The sequence below is a fragment of the Dyadobacter sp. HNCC25DJ186 genome (assembly GCF_056895235.1).
On sequence record NZ_JBXHAS010000001.1, the window covers coordinates 1,044,522 to 1,065,871 of the forward strand.

Annotated in this window: 17 protein-coding genes; 10 read left to right on the top strand and 7 right to left on the bottom strand. The window is 39.3% G+C overall.

Features of this window, described 5'->3' with window-relative positions; all coding sequences use genetic code 11:
- The first annotated feature begins 77 nt into the window (after positions 1-77).
- Complete coding sequence (locus AC1XUO_RS04485) at positions 78-1,307, top strand: multidrug effflux MFS transporter (RefSeq protein ID WP_483328554.1); 1,230 nt, start codon at positions 78-80, stop codon at positions 1,305-1,307.
- An 85-nt stretch (positions 1,308-1,392) separates the two neighbouring features.
- Complete coding sequence (locus AC1XUO_RS04490; protein WP_483328555.1) at positions 1,393-1,704, top strand: EthD family reductase; 312 nt, start codon at positions 1,393-1,395, stop codon at positions 1,702-1,704.
- 74 nt (positions 1,705-1,778) lie between these two features.
- Here the strand turns inward: AC1XUO_RS04490 and AC1XUO_RS04495 are convergent, their stop codons facing one another.
- From AC1XUO_RS04495 to AC1XUO_RS04510, 4 genes are all read right to left on the bottom strand, one after another.
- Entirely contained in the window at positions 1,779-2,732 is a 954-nt protein-coding gene (locus AC1XUO_RS04495) for a bifunctional metallophosphatase/5'-nucleotidase (RefSeq protein WP_483328556.1), read from the bottom strand.
- Complete coding sequence (locus AC1XUO_RS04500; RefSeq protein WP_483328557.1) at positions 2,704-3,468, bottom strand: 5'-nucleotidase C-terminal domain-containing protein; 765 nt, start codon at positions 3,466-3,468, stop codon at positions 2,704-2,706. Before AC1XUO_RS04500 ends, AC1XUO_RS04495 begins: the two co-directional genes overlap by 29 nt.
- 131 nt (positions 3,469-3,599) lie before the next feature.
- Entirely contained in the window at positions 3,600-4,115 is a 516-nt protein-coding gene (locus tag AC1XUO_RS04505) for a hypothetical protein (protein WP_483328558.1), read from the bottom strand.
- Between the two features lie 111 nt (positions 4,116-4,226).
- Positions 4,227-4,904: a LuxR C-terminal-related transcriptional regulator gene (locus tag AC1XUO_RS04510; protein ID WP_483328559.1), complete on the bottom strand. Its 678-nt coding sequence runs from the start codon at positions 4,902-4,904 to the stop codon at positions 4,227-4,229.
- A 417-nt stretch (positions 4,905-5,321) separates the two neighbouring features.
- Between AC1XUO_RS04510 and AC1XUO_RS04515 the strand changes: the two genes are divergently transcribed.
- Positions 5,322-6,107 carry a murein L,D-transpeptidase catalytic domain family protein gene (locus tag AC1XUO_RS04515; protein WP_483328560.1) on the top strand — a complete coding sequence of 262 codons (786 nt, stop codon included), beginning with the start codon at positions 5,322-5,324 and terminating at the stop codon, positions 6,105-6,107.
- On the opposite strand, the gene AC1XUO_RS04520 is transcribed toward AC1XUO_RS04515, so the two are convergent.
- The gene (locus tag AC1XUO_RS04520) at positions 6,065-7,258 is read right to left on the bottom strand and encodes a L,D-transpeptidase family protein (protein ID WP_483328561.1); all 1,194 of its coding nucleotides are present in this window, start codon (positions 7,256-7,258) and stop codon (positions 6,065-6,067) included. The two genes, AC1XUO_RS04515 and AC1XUO_RS04520, sit on opposite strands and share 43 nt — an antisense overlap.
- Before the next feature lie 615 nt (positions 7,259-7,873).
- On the opposite strand from AC1XUO_RS04520, the gene AC1XUO_RS04525 reads away from it, so the two are divergent.
- The 4 genes from AC1XUO_RS04525 to AC1XUO_RS04540 all read left to right on the top strand — a co-directional run bounded on the left by AC1XUO_RS04525 (position 7,874) and on the right by AC1XUO_RS04540 (position 12,301).
- Positions 7,874-9,340, top strand: coding sequence for a tail fiber domain-containing protein (locus AC1XUO_RS04525; RefSeq protein WP_483328562.1), 1,467 nt, complete (start codon positions 7,874-7,876; stop codon positions 9,338-9,340).
- 30 nt (positions 9,341-9,370) lie between these two features.
- Entirely contained in the window at positions 9,371-10,912 is a 1,542-nt protein-coding gene (locus AC1XUO_RS04530) for a T9SS type A sorting domain-containing protein (protein WP_483328563.1), read from the top strand.
- Positions 10,913-11,238: 326 nt separating this feature from the next.
- Positions 11,239-11,586 (top strand): hypothetical protein, encoded by a 348-nt coding sequence (locus AC1XUO_RS04535; RefSeq protein ID WP_483328564.1) that lies wholly within the window; start codon positions 11,239-11,241, stop codon positions 11,584-11,586.
- A 289-nt stretch (positions 11,587-11,875) separates the two neighbouring features.
- Entirely contained in the window at positions 11,876-12,301 is a 426-nt protein-coding gene (locus AC1XUO_RS04540; protein ID WP_483328565.1) for a hypothetical protein, read from the top strand.
- Positions 12,302-12,338: 37 nt separating this feature from the next.
- Here the strand turns inward: AC1XUO_RS04540 and AC1XUO_RS04545 are convergent, their stop codons facing one another.
- A complete protein-coding gene (locus tag AC1XUO_RS04545) occupies positions 12,339-13,052 on the bottom strand; it encodes a YqjF family protein (protein WP_483328566.1) in 714 nt (237 codons plus the stop codon).
- A gap of 183 nt (positions 13,053-13,235) precedes the next feature.
- Here AC1XUO_RS04545 and AC1XUO_RS04550 point away from each other — a divergent pair, with 183 nt between their 5' ends.
- On the top strand, positions 13,236-13,643 hold the full coding sequence (locus AC1XUO_RS04550) for a hypothetical protein (RefSeq protein ID WP_483328567.1): 408 nt from the start codon (positions 13,236-13,238) through the stop codon (positions 13,641-13,643).
- A 56-nt stretch (positions 13,644-13,699) separates the two neighbouring features.
- Positions 13,700-14,065 carry a hypothetical protein gene (locus tag AC1XUO_RS04555; protein WP_483328663.1) on the top strand — a complete coding sequence of 122 codons (366 nt, stop codon included), beginning with the start codon at positions 13,700-13,702 and terminating at the stop codon, positions 14,063-14,065.
- A gap of 93 nt (positions 14,066-14,158) precedes the next feature.
- Here the strand turns inward: AC1XUO_RS04555 and AC1XUO_RS04560 are convergent, their stop codons facing one another.
- Positions 14,159-15,442: a hypothetical protein gene (locus AC1XUO_RS04560; RefSeq protein ID WP_483328568.1), complete on the bottom strand. Its 1,284-nt coding sequence runs from the start codon at positions 15,440-15,442 to the stop codon at positions 14,159-14,161.
- A gap of 820 nt (positions 15,443-16,262) precedes the next feature.
- Here AC1XUO_RS04560 and AC1XUO_RS04565 point away from each other — a divergent pair.
- Positions 16,263-21,194 (top strand): ATP-binding protein, encoded by a 4,932-nt coding sequence (locus tag AC1XUO_RS04565; protein WP_483328569.1) that lies wholly within the window; start codon positions 16,263-16,265, stop codon positions 21,192-21,194.
- Positions 21,195-21,350 lie beyond the last annotated feature (156 nt).

Here is a 21,350-nt window from a genome sequence, read left to right on the forward strand (position 1 = left end):
ACTCAGGTAGCATCATTTTATACCGGATTTAACCTTCACCATTTCAACGTTAATCAAAACTGATTTAATTTTTAAAAATGACCAGCAGGACTTACTTCTTTTTAATTTTAATACTCGGCAGTCTCACCGCACTTGGCCCGTTTTCAATTGACATGTATCTTCCCGGATTTCCGGCCATTGCGAAAGACTTGCATACAACTGCTTCCAAAGTTTCTCTTTCATTGTCCGGCTTTTTCATTGGAATTTCTGCCGGACAACTTTTATATGGACCTTTGTTAGATCGTTTTGGGAGAAAAAAACCACTTTTTATTGGGTTAACGGTTTACATTCTCGCTTCTCTGGGTTGCGCCGTTTCAACGAGTATTGATATGCTGATTGTCATGCGGTTCGTCCAGGCAATCGGAAGTTGTGCAGCTGCGGTGGCTTCGGTCGCCATGGTGAGGGACTTATTTCCGGTCAAAGACAGCGCGAAAGTTTTTTCTTTATTAATGCTTGTCGTAGGTGCTTCACCCATGATTGCCCCAACGGTTGGCGGCTACGTAACGGCAGCTTTCGGTTGGCAAACTGTATTTTTAATATTAACCGGAATGGGTGTGGCGATTCTCACGGCAACAGTATTATGGCTGCCGGACAGCTTCAAACCTGATACTTCGCTATCACTAAAACCAAAACCGATCCTCCTGAATTTTTTATCTGTAATCCGTGAGCCGCAATTTTACACCTATTCGCTGACTGGCGCGATCGCCTTTTCTGGTTTGTTCGCTTACGTTTCCGGATCTCCGCTGGTTTTCATGGAAGTTTTCCATACCGATGAAAAAGTTTACGGCTGGATTTTTGCATTTTTATCCGTTGGGTTTATCGGATCAAGTCAGTTAAATACCTTATTGCTGAGAAAATATAAAAGTGAACAGATCATCAATACCGCGCTGATTTTTCAATTGTTAATAAGTTTTACATTGGCTTTTGCATCGTTTAATGGACTGCTAACGCTAACGCCTACCATCATTTTATTATTCTTTTTCCTTTGCTGCATCGGATTAATAAATCCAAATGCTGCGGCACTGTCACTTGCGCCGTTCTCGAAAAACGCAGGAAGCGCTTCTGCATTAATGGGAGCGATACAGATGGGTATGGGTGCTTTAATTTCCGTCGTGATCAGCCTTTTTGAAGAGCCGTCCACTTTTCCGATGGCTTCCGCTATGGCAGGTTCATCGTTGCTCGCACTTGGCGTATTTCTGATTGGCAAGCGTACAATCTCTCAGCAAGTTGAAGTAGAAGCCGGCGCAGAAAGCGGGATTATTCATTAATAACAAAGTTCCGGAAACAGGTATAAAAGTTTTTTTCAAGCTTATATTCAAAGTTGAATTTATAACCACTTAACTGACAGCCCCCATGTTCAAAATAACTGTTGTTTACCCGCGCGCTGCCGAAGATGATTTTAATATTGGCTATTACCTTAATTCGCATACGCCGTTGGTGAAAGAATTACTTGGCCCTTATGGTCTCGTGAAAGTGGATATTGAAGTCGGAATTGCCGGCGCAGCTCCCGGTTCAGAACCACCTTATGAATTGATCTGCGGAATATTTTTCAGCGATCTCGTTTCATTGCAGACCGGTATGGATGCCCAAGGACCAATTCTGATAGCCGATATCCCCAACTTCACCTCGGTTACGCCCATTATGCAAATCAGTCGCGTTGAATAAAATTTATAAACAAAAAGGACCTGGTGCGAATCATACCAAGTCCTTTTTGTTTATAAAATATCAATAATTTAATTTTAAGCAGGCAGATAATTGTGTACCGGACAAACAGCTGCTGTCATCATTTTTTTGCCTGTTCCTTTTTGGAAGAAATAATCCAGCCTCCCCAGATTGATACCGGCAAAACCGACCTGATTGATCGTCGTAATCTTGCCATCCAGATTTTTAATATCTTCCGGTACTTTCATAAAAGTATGCGTATGCCCTCCGATCACCAGATCAATATTCCGTGTTGAACTGGCCAAAATCTGATCGGAAACCTTATTTTCCTTATATCTGTAACCTAAATGGGAAAGGCAGATCACGAGGTCGCAATGCAGATCATTTTTAAGAATTGCTGCCGTTTCATTCGCTTTGGTTATGGGATCCTGATAAACAACATCGCCATAATTTTTCTTATCAACCAGACCAGCCAGCTCTATCCCTAAACCGAAAACACCTATTTTCAAGCCTTGTTTTTTGAAAATTTTATAGGATTGTGTTTTTCCTTTCAGGTCGGTATTTTTAAAATCATAATTACTGATAAGAAAAGGGAAATTCGCATGTGGAAGTTGTTTTATAAATCCTGAAATTCCATTATCAAAATCGTGGTTACCCATCGTTCCTGCATCATAACCCATGTCACTCATCAGCTTCATTTCCAGTTCCCCTCCGAACATGTTAAAATAGGGAGTTCCCTGAAAAATATCTCCTGCATCCAGCAGCAGTACGTTCTTTTGCTCAGCTCTGATTTGTTTGATCAGAGCCGCCCGTCTGGCAACTCCGCCCAATCCCTGATTTCTGGATCCGTCCATCGGAAAAGGTTCGATACGGCTATGCACATCATTGGTATGCAAAATGGTCAGCTGCACCGTTTCATCCCTGGCAAAAGCCAAAAAGGGAGATGCACTTAATGCGAATAGTGCAGCAGCCGCACTGCCGCTTTTCAGAAAATCCCGGCGACTAGTCGTTGACAACAGTAATTCTTCCATCTAATTGCGTATTTATAGTTTTTCCCGCACGCGTCAAATCACTGATGTAATCAATAATGGCGTCGCGTACTTTTTTATTAATAATCTTACTTTCGATCGGGTTTGCCAAACAGCTCAGATCTTCCGCACCGTTAGCCAGATAATCGTAGGTGAGCAGATTATAAGTTTGATTGATATCAAAAGGTTTTCCGCCAATAAACACGTCGTAGGCTTTGTTGTCCTTAATTTTCATCCGGATTCCTGCCACGGGCTGCCCATCAGACTTCACAATAAAATCGATTACTTTTTGAATGTTGGCACCCGACAATTTCAACACAACCAACTCATTTTCAAAGGGCATCAATTCAAATGCATGAGAAACTGTAATATTCCCCTTTGGAAATGTTGTTCTCAAACCACCTTTTGTCGCCAGTGTCAGTTGAATCGTTGGATCTTTTTTTAATCCTTCTGTTAAAATAGCATCGGAGAAGAAATCACCCATAAGTGTTTCAGGATCGGATGGTTTGGTAAGTTCCCTTTCCGTTCTTCCGATGACACGGCTCATTTCAGAATCCATCTGTTTTTTATAGGGCAGATAATATTTTACAACAGAGGAGTCAACGCCGGTTTCCTGTGTAACGGCATATTGCTTGTATTGATTGCTGGAAACAGAGAATTGTCGGGCGCAGGAAGATAGTACCAAAGAGCCAAAAACCAGGCAATGCGCTACATTTTTATAATATTTTGAAGAAAACATAACGAAACGGTCGAATTGAATTACAAAAGTAACTGCAATTATTCCAGATTTCGTCAGTATGGCAAAATTTGATAAAAAATTAAAATGACAGTAAAAATCCGGTACTTATGAAAAGCACCGGACTGTTTTAATTATTTTGATTTACTCTTAATCAGGAGATAATCGACTTTATCTTTTTTTGCAAAAGCTGCAATTTCCGTATACTTCTCATAATTATCCCAGCGCATCACATCATCGTTTTCAAAGGTCGGTGCAATATCCCGTTTTAAATTCAGCATACCCAGAATTACATGATGCTTGAACGAAAATTCTGAAAGATCCGTGATTGTGATCCTGTCTGCGATTTCATTGATATAAATGATCTCAATCTTCCCTTCTCTGTAAATCATTTTAGGACATTTATCACAGCCTGCCTTTGCGTCGCGCCAGTAACTGTCCAGCGTCCCCTTGCCTAAAACAGCTTCCACTTCCTTTTCACTTTTGAAAGCAACTTTACTCAGATCAACCAGAACTATGGGCGCCAGCGTTTCATCCTCCTCATCCTTCATCACAAAAAACTTAACAAAAATGGCCAGGGCGACGATAGCCAGACCAATAAATCTCCATTTGTACCACTTCTTTTTGGTAGGGGTAATTTCATTTTCCATTGAATAACGGTTATAGTTCGTTTGTAAATCCAACTATAACGTATAGTAATATCATGCCAGAATAATACGGCATCACATTACATCGGAAAATTAAAATGGTCCATTGAAAACTTATACAATCAGTTCACCATAATAAATCTCGATCAGTTCCAGAATATTTTTCACGCCCAGTTTTTCGAATACAATTGACTTGTGCGTTCCAACGGTGGAAACCTTAATATCCAGATGATTGGCAATCGCCGATAAGGATTCACCTTTAATAAGGTATTCAACAATTTCTTTCTGACGTCTTGATAACTTGTCATTCAGCGCATGATGTGTGGTTTCCTTACTTTTATGCGGAGAATTTTTTCTTCTGTGCACATTGCTCAGGAAAGTCTCCTGCGCCATGGCCTCCAGCAATTCCATACACAGATAGCGTTCCTGATTCAGTACTTTACCAACTGCTGCCGCTATCTCCTCTCCGGAAGCCGACTGGGTAAGAAATCCATTTGCACCGGCGATCAGGTAACTCATGGCGTGCGGATAATGCATGGTTTTCGCAAAAACCAGGATTCTCGTATCGGTGTTATTTTCCTTGATCTCGTTAATCAGATCTTCAACTTCTTCTGAAATTGTTCCGATGATGACGATATCGAATTTAATTTTTTTCTGGAAAATATCAATAACGCCCTGTGACGAACTTTCCTCAGACAATATTTCGCAATTGAAATTTCCATTGATAATTTGGCTCAGCCCAATCCTCACGATCGTACTGTTGTCAACAATTAAAATTTTGCACTTATTCATAGTATTTACTCGTTGATAGACCGGGGAATCTATCCTGATTTAGTAGGTGGCAAGGTTAAATTTGGAACTTATTCACTATAAATTCGGAGACTAGATAACGAAATTTTTAAACTATGTGTGCAGATCAGAATACAAACATGCGCAAAAAGATGAAAATATTTTTATTAAAATTTCATTTGGAACTGTTTTTCCTAAAAAATTTTAATAATCGACATAAAAACTCCATAATTGTCGGATTTTCAAGCATTTGATATTTCCTTTGGAACCATTTTCAATCGAAGCAGTGTTAGTTAAACTCGCAGATACAAAAGAGAAGAAACGCCGGAATACAAGTTTTTTTCTCTTATTACGTTTTCATCAATAGTATCCACCCGGTCCTCTTTACTGAATCTTATTTAAAAACCTTAAGTATTCAAGATGACAAAAGCACACGTTGTAGTTTTATTAATGGTTGTTGCGCTTAGCGTATCCTTTGGCTTTCAAAAAATAAATCCACTTTTTAATACCAGTCCTGCTTCTTCAGACACATTATCTGTCCGTCAGGACACTGTTACAACACCAGAATGGATTGCCGTTTATGATTCTTTAGACCTGAAAAACAAGGGATTATCTGAAGCAGCTTTCCAATACGCGTGGTATGGTTATAAAAAAATGAATCTTGGAAAACACATTCTGGCGATTGCTGATTTTAGCCAATCTTCCTGCAAGAAACGGTTATATGTAATCGATTTTCTTGAAAAGAAGTTGGTGCTGAACACCTTTGTGGCGCATGGAAGAAACTCTGGTCAGGAGTATGCAAAGAACTTTTCAAACGATAATTCATCATTTCAATCGAGTTTAGGATTTTATAAAACGCTTGGCACTTATCAGGGTAAACATGGCCTTTCATTGAGACTTGAAGGCGTTGAAAAAGGCATTAATGATCGTGCTTTCGAACGTGCGATTGTCATGCACGGTGCAGACTACGTAAGCGAGGATTTTATTAAAAATACAGGTCGTCTGGGTAGAAGCCAAGGATGCCCCGCTGTATCAATTGCTGATCATAAAAAACTGATTCAGCTTATGTACAACGGAGCAGGACTGTTCATTTATTCTCAAAATCAGAATTATTTCAAAAAATCATCACTGTTAGCAGGACTTAATCTCATGAAAGAAAAAGGTCAGGCACTTGGTGCATCTCTTTTATATACGTCTTCAAAGTAAAGTAAATCGCCTTTTTCGTTACAATCTGCACCCAGGTATAAAAGAAAAACGGGAATTCTCTTTTTCAATTTATGCCATTTTGGAGGAAGTGAGACCGTGTCCGGCTCAGCAAGAGAATCGTTTTCAAGCAATTGTTCTCCTGCCATAAAATTGGCAAGCTCAGTCGGACGCTGCACTCTCACACATCCGTGACTTCTCCAACGCTTGTCGCTGGCGAATAAATATCTCGCGTTGGTATCGTGCAAATAAATAGCCAGCGGGTTTTTAATCTCAACTTTCAACAATCCAAGGGAATTATCTCCACCAGTCTCCTGTCGGAAACGATAAGGGAATTCGTCCGCAGTCATTGTTTCCCAGTCGATATCATCGGGGTCCACTACCTCCCCTTTTCCTTTAATGATCTCAATTTTATTTCTCACAAGATATTCTGCATCTTTCGCTGCTTTTGGAAAAATCTCTTTGATGGCAATACTTTTTGGAACGTTCCAATACGGATTTGTAACAATACTTGTCGCGTAGGTATCAATCGTTGGTGTTGGCGTATCTCTTTTTCCGGCAATCGTTCTCATCGTGATCAGATCTTTTCCGGTTGCATCCATACCGGTCAGATAGGCACCGCGAATATTTACCATCACGATACGCGGGGCACCATTTGCCTGACGGTGAATCCATCTATATGCATTAAGAGACTCAGCAACAATGGCGGCACTGTCCTTTTTATTTTCTCCAATCAGGCGCGTGTAATGTTTTTTAAGATTACCATAAACCGGATATTCAGGTTCCAGAGATTCCATCACCTTTGCAACATCAGTACCATTTAACAAATCCTCCGCTGCTTTCCTTAAAATGGTGGTATCTGCAGTAACTTTCTTGTTAATATAACGAATGGCAGGCTTATGGCCAAAACCGACTTCTTCAAGTAATGCAAAAACCCGGGCAGATTCCTCAGAAGAAAACTTGTCTGTTTTGATTCCCGCACCGGAAGCATATTCCAATATTTTGCTGTAATACTTCTCCTTACTCAATTCCTGCGAAAGTTCTTCCCGGCTCATCTCCCCTGCATCCTTCTTACAGGACTGAAGCATGACAAACGAAAAGAGGATAATAAATGAAAGGTATTTAAATCGGTTCGTACCGGATCGTAATTGCATGTTGATTAAATTAAGTGGTATTGTTGAGTACAAATAAATTGTCGTGCTAAGTGTTGCTTAAACGAAACGTCAATGTTTAAATTATTATTTATTAACAGGTTAGCTCAAAAAAAGCCATTTCTGTGTAATGTTTTTTGATTTAGATGGGGAAATTAGTAAACACGATCATAACAACTCCCGGCAGTTTTCCACAATATAATCCTAAAAAGCAAATCGCTATATACGACACCACGCAACTCCACTAAACTTTGGTATAAATGATGTTAGGGAAAGCCGGTCATTCCTGTTATTGAAGTTTACGTATAGGCATGTAGACAAGGGATTTACTACGCGCATTAAAAATTAATCGATTGTAATCAAAAATTTATTTGTAGATATATTTCTATAACCACCTCAAACATTCCTCTACAACCCCCTACGTACTTCATCCCTAGCTTTGCAAGATAGAAGTCTGCCTGTTTCAAGATTCTAAGAATCTGATGTACATGACATTATCAAAAAACAAATAAAAAAATAATTCAAACTGCATTGAACTGCGAAAGGGGAAAAGCATCAATGTTAAAGAAAACTTCAATATCAAAACTTAATTATTTTTCACTTTCAACGCTTAAAAGTATGCTTCGAAAAATTACGCTTTTCACATTTGCTTCATTGGCGGCTACATCCGCATTTGCCCAAATGAAAGTTGGTGCCAGCGGTGCTCCAAACGTGGGTGCTGTTCTCGAATTGAGCAGTTCCGACAGAGGATTGTTACTGCCCCGCATAGCACTTACCACTACAACCACGTGGGGGCTCAATGGAGCTGCACCGGTAGCAGGTATGACCGTTTTTAATACCACAGCAGGTATCACCAGCAGTAATGCATCCTACCCTTCCGCAGGCATCGGGGAATATTACTGGGACGGAACAGGCTGGGTCAGTAAAAAAGGCGGTGCTGCTTCTGCATATCAGGAACCTTGGAATGTGACGGGCACAACCACACCGGCTACCACCAATAACCAGAATATCTACCAGCTGGGCCGTGTGGGTATCGGTACAAGCCTTCCAACGGGCGGCCTGTCAGTTGTTGCAGAAAATGACGATAACAAAGACAATGTGGACATTAAAAGCTTCGGAGGTGGTGCACCCGTTTACCAGAGCTGGAAATCAGGCGGCACCGCACTTTCCCCTGTAGATCTTGTCGGTAACGAAAGCATCGGTAGTATGCAGTTTGTAGCCCGGGCCAATAGTGCGTGGGTTACTTCAGCCAACATACTCGCAAATTATCGGGGAGACGGAACCAATAACCTGGGTAGTCTTGCCTTTGCTACGAGTGCCGCCAACCGTATGTATATCAACGAGACAGGCCTGGTAGGTATCAATACCCTGAATCCACACAGCCAGCTCGATCTCGGTACGGGATTTGGTGGTAACACTTCGGCACTTTCCGGTAAAAAACTGGCGGTTTATAATGATGCAGCCGGGAACGACTTCTATGGATTGGGTATCAGCTCTGGCCGGTTACAGCTTCACGCAGCCTCTACACCCGATGAAGAACCCGATATGGTGGTGTCAGGTACAGGTGCTGTAGGAATTGGTACCACTAACCCAACCTCACTTTTAAGCGTAAACGGTACTGCCGATAAAGTTGGCGGTGGCTCATGGGGATCCTTTTCCGATGCACGTATCAAAAAAAATGTGAAGGATTACAACGCAGGTTTAAAGGAAATCCTGGCCATACGTCCGGTTACCTTTGAGTACAACGGTAAAGCGATTTACAAAAACGACGGAAAAAAATATGTCGGTGTGCTGGCCCAGGAAATAGAAAAAGTACTTCCTTCCACGGTGAGCACAATCAAAGCTGATGGTTTTGATGACCTACGCAAATATGACGGCTCCGAACTTACCTACACGCTGATCAATGCAGTGAAAGAGTTGCAGTCACAGATTGAAAAACTAAAAGCAGAAAATCTGCGCCTTTCCGCTGCGGCTGCCCGAGTGGAAGCTAATGAAAAAGCAGTGGCCAGCCTGGCGGATCAGATTAAATCATTGCAGGAACTCGTGACTGGCGGAAAAACTCAGTCACAAACCAGTGCGAAATAATTCTGCTTTCATTTTCTAAATCTGATCTGTATGCATAAAACCTATAAAAAATATAAACCATGGCTGCATGGTGCCCTGGCAGTGCTGCTGGGTACGCAGGCTGCGCTGGCTCAAAGCACGACCATCGGCAGTGGAACCGGCCCGGTGACCATATACGGCGGTTACACAAGCGATTACAACCCCGATGGCCTTTTTATTCTTGCCGACGGCGATGTTTTGCTTCAAAATAACAGCACCTGGGAGCACGGCAATTTGCTAATGAATAATCTGGGAAACTGGGGAGGTACAACAGGAAGTCTCGATCTTTTTGTTGCGCCTGGAACCAATACCATCTCTGGAACCACTGCGCCCAATTTTTTCAATGCCAATTTCGATATTGGTGCCAATACCATGGATATTACCAATACCAGCGGTATTAACGTAGCCGGTACGCTAGCCTTTAACAATGGCATTACCAGCACCATACGCTCCGCTGGCAGCACTGGCGCCATCCACTTTGCTGATGGTGCCAGCTACACCAACAGCAACCTGTCAGATGCTCAGTTTGTGAATGGTTATGTCAGCAAAACGGGCAACGATGCTTTTGTATTTCCGGTTGGAAACCAGGCTGGTACGGATCTGAGGTCACTCAGCATTTCAGCGCCGGGCGTTGTTAGCGACGAAATTTCTGTGGCTTACTGGCGTGGTGATGTGGCTACGGCACTTGATCCAACTGGCGGCGCACACAGCCGTACTGCACTTAATCCGGCAGGTGTTGATGGTGTTGATAAACTTGCGTCAGTATCTCCGATCGAATTCTGGGACTGGGTGCCCGTTGCCGGAACATCCGCGGTTACCATTTCTGTATCCATCTCTGATTTTAGCGCAACTGGCGGTTTCAACGCCGCAGACATGCGGCTTGTAGGATGGAACACCACCACCAATCAGTGGGACAATCTGAGTGGATCCACGGGTGCAGCCTCCAATCTTGAAAATACGATCGTAACCGGTAATGTGACGAACATGAGTCTGTACAGTGCGATTGGCATTGGCGGTGTTACCCTGCCGCTGCCTGTAAAATTGATCAGTTTTACGGCTGCACGGGAGTCAGCGACTTCGTCTTTGGCCTGGTCGACCACAGAAGAAACCAATGCCAGCCATTTTGAAATACAACGCAGCAGCAATGCGAAAGACTGGACCGCCATTGGTACGCGTGCCGCAGCAGGTGAGAGCAAAGCGATACTGCATTACGCATTTACAGACGCATCTCCTGCTTCCGGCATGAACTACTATCGCCTGAGAATGGTTGACAATGACGCCACATTTGCATACAGCCGTATTGAAAGCGTGCGTTTTGACAAGACGCAGCAGGTGACCATTTATCCTAATCCGGCGAGCAAAACTCTTTTTCTGAAAGAGACGGATGTTAAAGAAATCTCCATCCTTACAGCCAATGGAAACCTTATTTATAAATCCGGCAAAGTTTCCGCAGAAGGCGTGGATATGAGCAGTTTTAGCAACGGAACTTACATCGTGAAAATAACGGGCCGGGACGGTTCAATTTACACTGAGCGTATTGTAGTTCTGAAATAAAGCAGAAAAAAATCAGCCAGTTTAACTGGCCGGAAGTGATCCTTAAATACCTTGAATTGAATTTTCCATAATTCATTTCAAGGTATTTTTTTGCGTTACATTATCTGAGAAAATCTAATTCTTGTCATTTTCCAGACTGTATTATAAATAACACTTTTATAGCTAAGTTTTATATAATTATTTCAATAAAAAACAATACTAAGTATAAACACCTGTTTTGATATTCACGTGTTTACAGGCTTACACACCCATTTTATCTCTACTACTTTTGATCTGTCCTGGAAACATATCCCGGATTTCCATTCAACGTAAAAACTTCAAAGATCATGGCTTATCCTGATGTTCATGTCAAAAATTCGACTCCTTACAAGGTGATCAATGGTAAAGTAAATTATGCGAGTGCGTTTTGCTCGGACGACAGTTTTCAGATTGCGCCCAATGGAGATTGGTCAAACAGCCGCGGCCTCTGCCTGATCACCCAGGTGTATGCGACAGTTGTTTTCAACGGACACGACGTTCGCGCAACTCCGTATTCGTCGTCCGGAACATCATACAGTGAATATGTCATTTTCGAAACGTCTCCGGGCGCATTTGCTATCACACGCGTAGTAACCGGCGTTGAGGATTCCGATGTGGGAGTGCTGGAAGCAGAGCCAACAGAGTTTCAAAAATGACAGGAAATTTTTGAGAAATAAATTTTAAAAAGTGAAGGAGCCGCAATATTACGCGGCTCTTTCACTTTTTAAGTGCAGTGCGTTTTAATCCAGTTTGTTATCTACAACAGTAATTTTCCTGTCAAAAAAAAGTTGCGCTGATTTGTGTTCGACGCTTGTCTTTTTAAATAATTTCAGGTATTATTGATACTAAATTAATCAATATAAAGATACTTAAAATATCATATTATTTATTAGTTGCTTATTATCAATTGTATAGCATATCTGACAAGCGAAAAACTTCAACAACATGATCAATATTGAAACCATTAAAATTATCCCAAACAAAGAAAGTATTACAGTCAGAGTTTGCACTAACGGCAGTGAGGAAATAAGTTTTAACAACTTCCGTTTCGAACTGCATACCATGTGCGACGTGCCGATTCTGGCTTTCAAGTTTGACAAACCGGAGGATATCATTCTTGCTCCGATCAATTTCCGTTCACTTGCCACATGGCCGAGAGCGACATTGCTCAGGATCCATTTCCAAATCTTTGATCTACATAACGACTTTATTTCTTACGACAGAGAAATCGTTTTAAGCGCAGACGATTCGGATGTCATTCTATTTTCGAGATTGCAGCAAAAAAATATGTACAAACGTCAGATTGAGGCAATCATTGATTTCGTCAAATCGGATTATATCGAATTTGCTGGCCTGGCGGAAGTTTTTTAACGACCGCCAGCTAATTTCAAATTCAGGATTTCAGAAATTAAAAACGATTTCTTTTCCATTTTACGGAAACCGGAGAACCGTCGGCGATCATGATCGAGTCAGGTTTTTTGTTTTTTAGAAATGCAAAATCACTGCCGTACATCGCCTCGAAATTGCAGTCAATCTCATAATTTATTATTTCACTCACATTCCAGCGCGCATGCCGGATGTTATATTCCTCCGCCGAATTTGAATCAATCTTCGTATATCCGTAATAATGTTCAAAAATAAATTCTTCAATGGTGTCGGGCTTCATGGGAGAACTCTCCGGTGATGCTTCTACATAAATCCGGTTCCACTCCTGATTGATCTTCCACTCATACTCAATTTTCTTCATTTCCCTGCTGATTTCCCAAAGATGTTTTGTAGGAATAGAAACATAATGCTCTTTGTATAAATAGTTGGCCACTAACGCCACAACCTTGCTGGGAACCGTTTCATTGATAAATACGACGCCCCGTTTAATCTCATTTCCTTCCTTTCGGATAACATAAAAACGAAGGTTCACTTCTTCAAAAGTGCCAAAGAACGGAATGGGCACCTTGAAAATTTGCGTGTCCTTAAAAAGGAAACCTACCAGACTGACAAATGTTTGCCCCTCAAAATAATCCAGCTCAACGCCTTTGGGCAGGTAAGGTAGTAACAGCGCAGGCGGAACACTGTAATTTGCCATTACAAGATTTTCCCACTTCGCTTTTAAAAAATCAGTCATACGTTATGGAGTGCTTACCTTAAAGTTCTGTGTAATAAATGAATTAGTCCCGAAAGCAAGGTAAGAAAATTCCTCCGGACCGGCCGGTAATATGTTTTACTGTTCAATTCGTTGAATATTAAAATCATCATCTATATATTTGCCTTTGTGATCAAATCTCAGAACAAAATATAACTCAACAGAATGGAAGCCATAGATTATTTAAGAGAAGAGATAAAATCACATTTTACGGAATCTTACGAACTGCAACTTTCGAGCTACTTTGCTCTGCATCGGCGTTTTAACTTTTATTTCAAAATTACCGACCACTACCCTTATCTCCTTTACCTCAACTGGGATGGCGAAGGCAACCATTTCACACTAAAATGCCTGGAATTTGACGGTGCTGAAACACTTGACACGCTGATCGGCGAATATCCCGACAAAGGCGCAAAATCTTTTAACATCGGAAAGCCCAAATTGATTGTTGATTTTATTTACCGCGATCTGGAAAAATTATACGTTACGGATTGTAAAGGAATTCAGGAAGAAATACGATCGAAAGAAATCACCAGAAAGAAGTTATTGGAGTGCGTAGATCCTGGGAAATAATTTTACTAATTCACGAAATATGCATAACTTAGTAACTCCTTAAAACGCTTCCGGTTATGTATACTTTCCTGTTCACTCTCAGCCTTGCTTACCTTTGCTACAACTTTTATCACGTCATAAAAGGTACAGTTCCAGGGTGGCTTGGAAAAAAATTGCGTGCCGTAGAACAGCATCCGTCTCTTGAAGGTCTTGATAATAAACGCTGGGACACGCCCATCGGAGCACTTTCGAAAACCTTCGCCTGTTCCATTCTTTTCACAAGTTTCATCGTCTTAACTTATCTGCTGGGTTACGAAACGTTGGTGCAAAATAGTATTTTGTACTTCGTTGTGGTGTTTGCGTCTATTGGCGTTGCCTGTCTGACGCATTGGAATTTGGGCAGGTGGCTGAGGGGACCTGAATTTATGGAAAGGGAGGTTTAAGACACGCTACTAGACCTTACCTTCGTGAGTTTACAGTTTATTCAGCTGCCTGAATAAAATCTATATCATTGTTTTTTAACTGTTCCTGTCTCCTTATTGCTTACCAGGGCAATTATCGAGAACCAGAACTTTTTGCAACTGCGGATCATCTAAAAACTGTTGCAGCTTACGAGGATCCGGGTAAGGTATCTGAAAGGTTGTTTTGTCCAGAAAATTAAAGTTTTTTGAACTTAAATAACCGCAAACATTTGCCGTTTGTGTTAATCTTCGATCACGCTCCTCTTTTAACGTTTTGAAATCACCTTTCGTCCGTTGCATAAAGCTGATAAATACTGCACAGAAAAATATTGTTACCAAGACCTGCAATACCCATCTTCTTTTCACCTGTTTTGCGAAAGTGTCAGGAAGACGAAGGATGAACCAACTATTGCCCGCTAAACCCAACAAGAGAACTTCCGAGTACCGTGAGGGCATGTGCAATATTTCATGTCCCCGCCCATAAGCGAGTGCAGCAATTTGCATTCCGGTCCACACAAAACAGCCTGTCATCAATAAATCAATGTCTTTGATCTCCCTTCGAAACAGGAGAACAGGAATCGTTATTAAAGAAGGAAGCCACATAAGACCTATATACAATTGACTTCCACGAAGCGGCCATCCCATGATCCGAACCGCAGCTTTGATAAATTCCAATATATTTTCTGAGTGCAGTAGTTTATGCCCTTTCACAACCGGCATGGTGTAGTAAGCAGTACATGACATGACCAGTAAAATTAAAATCACCAGAGCGTACCTAAGCGTTAATTTTCTTTTAAGAAAACAATTTAAAGCGAAAACCACCGCCACTGACAGACAAGTTAACAAACCCGATGCCGTGGTAAGAACACTTAACAGGCAAAACAATATGACCCCTGCAATGGAAGTGAATTTCTCGGGCCTGAAAACAGACAATGCCAGTGCACAAAGTGTAAACAAATTCAAGAAGTAGAACTGACTTTGAAAGCCAATTAAGATATTCTCCCAAGAAAATGGAAGCGATGCGCCTGCAAGAATCACGACGACGACCAGCCACTTAGAACCCGATACGGCACCGTGTTTACATGTAAGCCATATTAGAATTAACGGCGTAACAGCACTCAGTGGAATATTGAAGCGAGCCCCGGTCAGGTTATTCCATGTGCCAGTCATAACAAATGTAGCAAGGGTGGTCAGACGAGTGGGCAGAATTCGGTGCTCATTATGCCCTACAAATAAATCGGAGACCGTTAAATTTCCTTCAATCCACGGCTTTAACAGCCCTACCCATTCAGCATCCCACTGATCCCAGAAGGGAAGCGAAACTGCAAAATTTTCCACATAATACCACCTGGGCAGCATGATGATTAATGCAAAAAAAACCAGGGTTAAAAACCACTTTCCATCCAGTGTTTGATTTGGAGTTCTAAAATCAGTGCCTGACGGCGGTATCTTGTGTATGGATTGGTTAAACAATTTTTGTGCGTTTACGTTTGAAGAAGCTAAAAACTTCTCAGAAAAAACCAGGAAGCGCGTGATCTGATAGATAAAAATCCGGAATAAGCTTCAAAAAGGTAAAATCTGGCTTGATTGAGTATTCTCCGGCAAGCTGTTCAAAATAAATTACCTTTCAAAATTCCCGGTGGCTTGCAATACGCTTACTTATTATAACAGCCACACGGTTTGTATTCATGATCAGGCAAAAATAACACGAACTTTCAAATGTTACACAGGCATCAGAAATATGAAGTTTCTTGACGTGGATCATGGTGGGTGGGGGGGGGATTTTTGATAATTGTGTTTGTTGGTGCTGGTTAGCAATTGCCTTGGTTATTTCTTGGATTTCACTCCGCCGTGAATCAAAATAATAATAAGCACAAAAGGACAGACTTAGGCCGGAGGTTTTGTGAGCGCGACGGGAATTTCTTTAGATTGGCTATTAGAATATTCTTTAATAACAGGCAACAATATGGTACCAAAAATAGTCGTCGACGATCAATTCTTAAAAGATTAGAACAACTTTGTTCCTTTTAAAAAAAACCTAAATCTTTGAGATAATGCAAAGTGGTCTTCAAAGAATTCTGTTCGCCTCATTAATTACCAGAAAACAGTTAGAGTAACATTTACGGTAAAAATTCAATACATTGAACTTTTAGCATAAATGTAAACCCAAATAATTAAAATGAGTTTGAAACTTCTTAGCCTCCGAGAATATTCCTTATCTTTTAATAACATATTTACTAATGATTTCATAGATAGACCTAACCTTCTAGAAGAGATTGAAGAAATTGCTTCATCAGACCATAAAGTCATTATTGTAGAAGGTAATGAAGGTATTGGAAAAACAAATATCCTTTTGCAATTTGCTAACAAACACAATTTCAACTCTTTCAGCTATTTTGCCAATCCCTCCTGCAAATTCACAGCTAAGCCGGATTATTTAATCGAGGATCTCGGAAAACAAATTCTTTTCTATTTAAATTCTGACAAGATTGAGGAAGACACAATAATTAATGAAGGTGTCTTTAACAATCTGTTAATGGATTTAATCCGACGTCCGCTTAAAAAGGATAAAAAAATATTTTTTATCCTTGATGGATTGGATCAATTAGAAAAATCTGAAATTGAGCTCATAAAACCTATAATATTGAACTTACCATGGACGATAAATAACTTCTTTTTTATAATCTCAGGTTCAAGTGAAAAATTGGCAACTATACTTGATACTAAAGTGTTAAAAAAAGCCAAAAGTTTTCGAGTGATTAGATTCTCCTATGACGAGACATTAAAATTTTTCAATTGGGTGGATAGCCCAAACGCAAAAGAAATTCATACGACATGGAATGGCCATCCGGAAAGACTTGCCCAAGTTAAAAGAATTCTAAATAGTGGAATTCATATCAATGATTTCCTTCGAAATGATTTTAGGGAAAAGGATGATTTATTAGAAATTGAATGGAAAAATTCTGAAATCGATAAAACAGGATTTAACAATGGTCTTGTTAAAATTGTTTGCATACTAGCGTTTGACGAAAATTTAAGGAGATTAGACAAAATACTGGAAATTGTTAATAGTCAGGATCAAGATATTTTCACAACTCTAAATGCGATTTCTTTTATAAAAGTAAAGGATGATGAATTATCTTATATATCTGCATCTTATAGAAAATATGCAATCAAAAAATTAGCTAGGTATCAAAAACAAACGTTTAGCCTATTAATAGCATATTACAAGGTGCAGGATGAGTTAAGTGTTCTTCAGAACCTTCCAGTCTTGCTTGATAAAAATCAAGATTGGAACAGTATTATCGAACTACTCACTGTTGGAAACTTATCTCTGTTAGTCTCCAATAGTAAATCATTTGCAGAAATTAAACGTGAACTCAATTTTGGATATAAAGCATCTAATAAACTTAAAAATTCCCAAGGGGGAATTTTTAAGTTTGCGTTGTATCGAAGCTTAGTAAACGGCCTACAAAAAAGCGACGTTCGAGAAGCACAATTAGAAGCCTACATATCCTTAGGTCGGCAAGGTGAGATATTTTCCATTATTTCCAAAGCTGTCCTAAAAGAAGACAGATTGAGAATGTTGATCAAATATGCCAAGGAAAGTAAATTACAAGATCTTAGTATTGACGATATCTTTATTCAAGAAATAAAAGACAAGATTGAAGATTTAGACACAAATTACCTAAAAGAGAACATCGTTGAAATAGCCACTGGTCTTGCATATTTCCTACCAGAATATGCAGTGGCTGTAATTGAAATGGCGTTTGGAAAAAAGGAGGAAGAGGGATCGCTTGAACTCTTAATCGGCTACATCGCTCACATTATGAATGGGAAATCGGGCGATCAGAATAGCCTTAAAGGGCCAGATCTAAGCTCTGTAAAATTGGGACAAACCTTTGGTGAAAAATTTTCAAAGTCAATAGGATTTGGGATTGGAGAACTATCTGAGCATGAAATTTTAGAAACACTTCCTAATGTCGAAAATATATCCGACAAATTATATTTAGTGAAGGTCTGGATCAAGAAAAATTGTGCAGCATCTAATATTATAGAGGTAATGAGCTACGCAATCAATATTCTTTTAGAAAGCTCTTCAACTATAAAACCTACAACAACAAGCCTCCTTGATATTTTTGAACCGCTACTTACTTTGAAGGATAAAGATTCAATCTTATCTATGATCAATAGGCTGGATGAGTTGATGAGTCAAATTCAAAGCCCTAATAATCATAAAATAAAACTCTCACTTTTAATCGTGGAAGCGCTGGCGCCATATGACATAACAAATGCAAATGAACGAATATTCGACCTTTATGAAGATATAGATAAAATTACTGATCACTCTTCAAAAATAGAAGCTTTGGCAAATGTTTGGATGTTATTAAGGAATTTAGATGCTAAAAGTGACTTTAATATTTCAGAATTTATTTTTGACGAAAGTAGTATTCAAAATGACTTAAACACTGCCTTTAATCAATTTTTAGAAAACTGTGCTGACCATTTTGATGAAATTGAAAATACATTTGAAATAATCCCCAGAATTAGTTTATCCTTTTCTATCGAGACTGCAAAGAAACTAAACACTCATGATAGAAGATCCGAAGCACTTGTCAAATGTATTTCAATCTATTCAGAAATACCATTTTCCAATTGGGATTTAGCATTAATTAAAGAAATATTCAACTTACTGAATGAACCTTATTACAGCATTGCACTTTCCGATCTTCTTAACCAAGCTTTTGAACAAAAAGACTTTGTTGTAAACTATAAGAACAAGCTTTTTGAAATAATTCCGCTTATTTCCAAGACCGTAAAATACAGTGAAAAGTGTAAAATGTTAAGCAAATGCATTTACATACTATCACTCGATCCTACAAACTATGAATCGATAAAACCATCATATTCTAAACCAACCGAAAACTTAAAAAAATTCCTTGAAACATTTTACCATAAAATAGATGATACAATAAAAAAAATAAACATAGGCTATTCCCTAGCTTCTATGTTCTCTTCCGTGGATAGAACCTTGGCCGAATTTTATTTTAATAATACAGAGACACTATCCGAAAGCAGTATCATTGATAATCGCATACAATTAATAACGTATATTGAATCCGTTAGAATTTCTATTCGATTGCATTGTAAACTAGTTGAGAAGGACGCTGATTACCCTTATAATAAATTATCTACTTTGATTGACCTTGTACCATCAAACATAGAACGAATTAGTTTATGGTCAGAATTCGCCATCAGAACATATTTGAAAGGAAATAAACGCATTCTAGATGAAATTGTAAGCAGAAAAATCATCCCTATTTTAGATCTCTATACTGCAGGTGACTATAATTATTATACAGTTCTTAGACAAGCAGCTCCCGCGATTTATTTTTCGCAACAAGAAAATTTCAAATTATTAATATCACCTCTAAGCGATATCTATAAAGAAATTATTGTTGTGTCGGTTTGCTTTACGATACTGTCACGCGTACATGAGTCTGAACCCTACGAAGATAGGAAAGGATTTAGCGAGATTAAATTCCAAGAGGCTTCGGAGTATATAAATTTACTAGAATACTTTAAAACCGATTCACTTCTATTTCGGCATATAAAAAATTTATCCGGCATTGCTAAAAATTCTCCTGCTAACTTCTCGAAAGAGCAAAAAAATGATATCAAAAGAAGACTAACGAAATTGATAGAAGATAAGCTACCTAATTCTGCTACTGGAATTAAACATATTGGCTATAAAATTGTAAGTAAAGCAGCCATAACTCATTTTAATATAAATAAACCTGGGGAAAGATTAAAAGAGTTCGATGATCTGGAGAAGGAAGCGAACACAATTACCAATGCCACGGATATGGCATTAGTGTTAATTATGATGGCAATAGAATGTCCTATAAAAAAGAAAAAGTTGGAATTATTATTACGTTGTTTTGAGGTCGCTGAAAATATCCGTTCACTTAAAGAGAAAATCAGTATTCAGGAGCAGGCACTAGATGAATTGTCGTTAGATTTTCAGGACGCGTTTAGAGAAAAAATATTTGCTCTCCAAACTGATATTCTGAAACTAGAAGAAAGCGACAGATATGTATATTACAGGAAGCTGATTGACTTAGCTTTTAAACACGATAAAGCACTTGCTATCAGACTACTATCAACACTTGATAGTGATCCGGGAAGAAAACAGCTAAAATCCCAAGTGACAGACCACTATGATCTACTTGAAACAGAAAAGGTTGTCCAAGACGACTATTCGAAAATAGGTCGCTTAAAAAACAGGAAGCAAATGGGTAAAATGGTTTACAAAATGCTGGCAGAACTAAATTCCGGCAATCGCAAGCCAAAAAACCTCGAGCAAACAATCCAGATGATTTACACTGCATCTACGTTGCCGTTTTTTTATTCACTACCTCTATTTGAATTTTTCATAGAAAACCTGCAAGGTAGTTTTCCAGGTAGAGAAGGATTATTAATAGCATTTTGTGATGCCGCGCATTCAAATGCAAAATTATGTTATAATCTGATAAGCAGCATTTCTAACAAAAATTACACCATTCATTCAGAAGACCTTCCTGAATCGGAGAACATGATAATGCTGAAACCTGGAATGCGAGAAAAAGGCTTCGAATTCATCGAAAAATTTATTCGAAATTATTCAAAAGAGGAGGTTTACATTCTCGACCCATATTTTAGTCAAAGAGATATAACTTTTCTTAAAGATTTAGCTTCTTGGGCTGAGGGAGCAAATATCTCAATTCTCACAAGTTGCAAAGGAGATTCTGATTTTGCTAAGAGTTCATATATCAATGCATGGCGACACAACTCATCTGAAACAACACCGCCAGCGACATTTGTAAGTGTATCCAACCAATTTAATGATACTCCCTTTCACGATCGTTGGATAATACTACCTGATCAACAAGTTGGTTTAGTTTTGGGTTCTTCGATTAACTCTCTCGGTAACAAGCTTTCTTCTATATCTACATTGAGTGCATTAGATGTTGAGACTATTATGGAAACTGTAGTTAGTCCTCTACTTAAAACAAGGCAAAGACATTTTGGTGATCAACAAATCATTAAATACGAAATGTTTGAGCTATAGACACAAATGCGCAAGCTACGCTTGCGCATTTTTCTGCTTACAAAGCAAAGCATCACTGTCTTTCCCTTTTGTTATTTCTAATCTCGACAATTCCTTAGCTAAACTAAAATCTTTCTATTAATCCTGAAATAGTGAGATTGGCAATCGAAATTCTAT

Coding starts and splice junctions, on each gene's coding strand:
- AC1XUO_RS04485 (WP_483328554.1), top strand. CDS start 78: ATGACCAGCAGGACTTACTTCTTTTTAATTTTAATACTCGGCAGTCTC.
- AC1XUO_RS04490 (WP_483328555.1), top strand. CDS start 1,393: ATGTTCAAAATAACTGTTGTTTACCCGCGCGCTGCCGAAGATGATTTT.
- AC1XUO_RS04495 (WP_483328556.1), bottom strand. CDS start 2,732: ATGGAAGAATTACTGTTGTCAACGACTAGTCGCCGGGATTTTCTGAAA.
- AC1XUO_RS04500 (WP_483328557.1), bottom strand. CDS start 3,468: ATGTTTTCTTCAAAATATTATAAAAATGTAGCGCATTGCCTGGTTTTT.
- AC1XUO_RS04505 (WP_483328558.1), bottom strand. CDS start 4,115: ATGGAAAATGAAATTACCCCTACCAAAAAGAAGTGGTACAAATGGAGA.
- AC1XUO_RS04510 (WP_483328559.1), bottom strand. CDS start 4,904: ATGAATAAGTGCAAAATTTTAATTGTTGACAACAGTACGATCGTGAGG.
- AC1XUO_RS04515 (WP_483328560.1), top strand. CDS start 5,322: ATGACAAAAGCACACGTTGTAGTTTTATTAATGGTTGTTGCGCTTAGC.
- AC1XUO_RS04520 (WP_483328561.1), bottom strand. CDS start 7,258: ATGCAATTACGATCCGGTACGAACCGATTTAAATACCTTTCATTTATT.
- AC1XUO_RS04525 (WP_483328562.1), top strand. CDS start 7,874: ATGCTTCGAAAAATTACGCTTTTCACATTTGCTTCATTGGCGGCTACA.
- AC1XUO_RS04530 (WP_483328563.1), top strand. CDS start 9,371: ATGCATAAAACCTATAAAAAATATAAACCATGGCTGCATGGTGCCCTG.
- AC1XUO_RS04535 (WP_483328564.1), top strand. CDS start 11,239: ATGGCTTATCCTGATGTTCATGTCAAAAATTCGACTCCTTACAAGGTG.
- AC1XUO_RS04540 (WP_483328565.1), top strand. CDS start 11,876: ATGATCAATATTGAAACCATTAAAATTATCCCAAACAAAGAAAGTATT.
- AC1XUO_RS04545 (WP_483328566.1), bottom strand. CDS start 13,052: ATGACTGATTTTTTAAAAGCGAAGTGGGAAAATCTTGTAATGGCAAAT.
- AC1XUO_RS04550 (WP_483328567.1), top strand. CDS start 13,236: ATGGAAGCCATAGATTATTTAAGAGAAGAGATAAAATCACATTTTACG.
- AC1XUO_RS04555 (WP_483328663.1), top strand. CDS start 13,700: ATGTATACTTTCCTGTTCACTCTCAGCCTTGCTTACCTTTGCTACAAC.
- AC1XUO_RS04560 (WP_483328568.1), bottom strand. CDS start 15,442: ATGCTGCCCAGGTGGTATTATGTGGAAAATTTTGCAGTTTCGCTTCCC.
- AC1XUO_RS04565 (WP_483328569.1), top strand. CDS start 16,263: ATGAGTTTGAAACTTCTTAGCCTCCGAGAATATTCCTTATCTTTTAAT.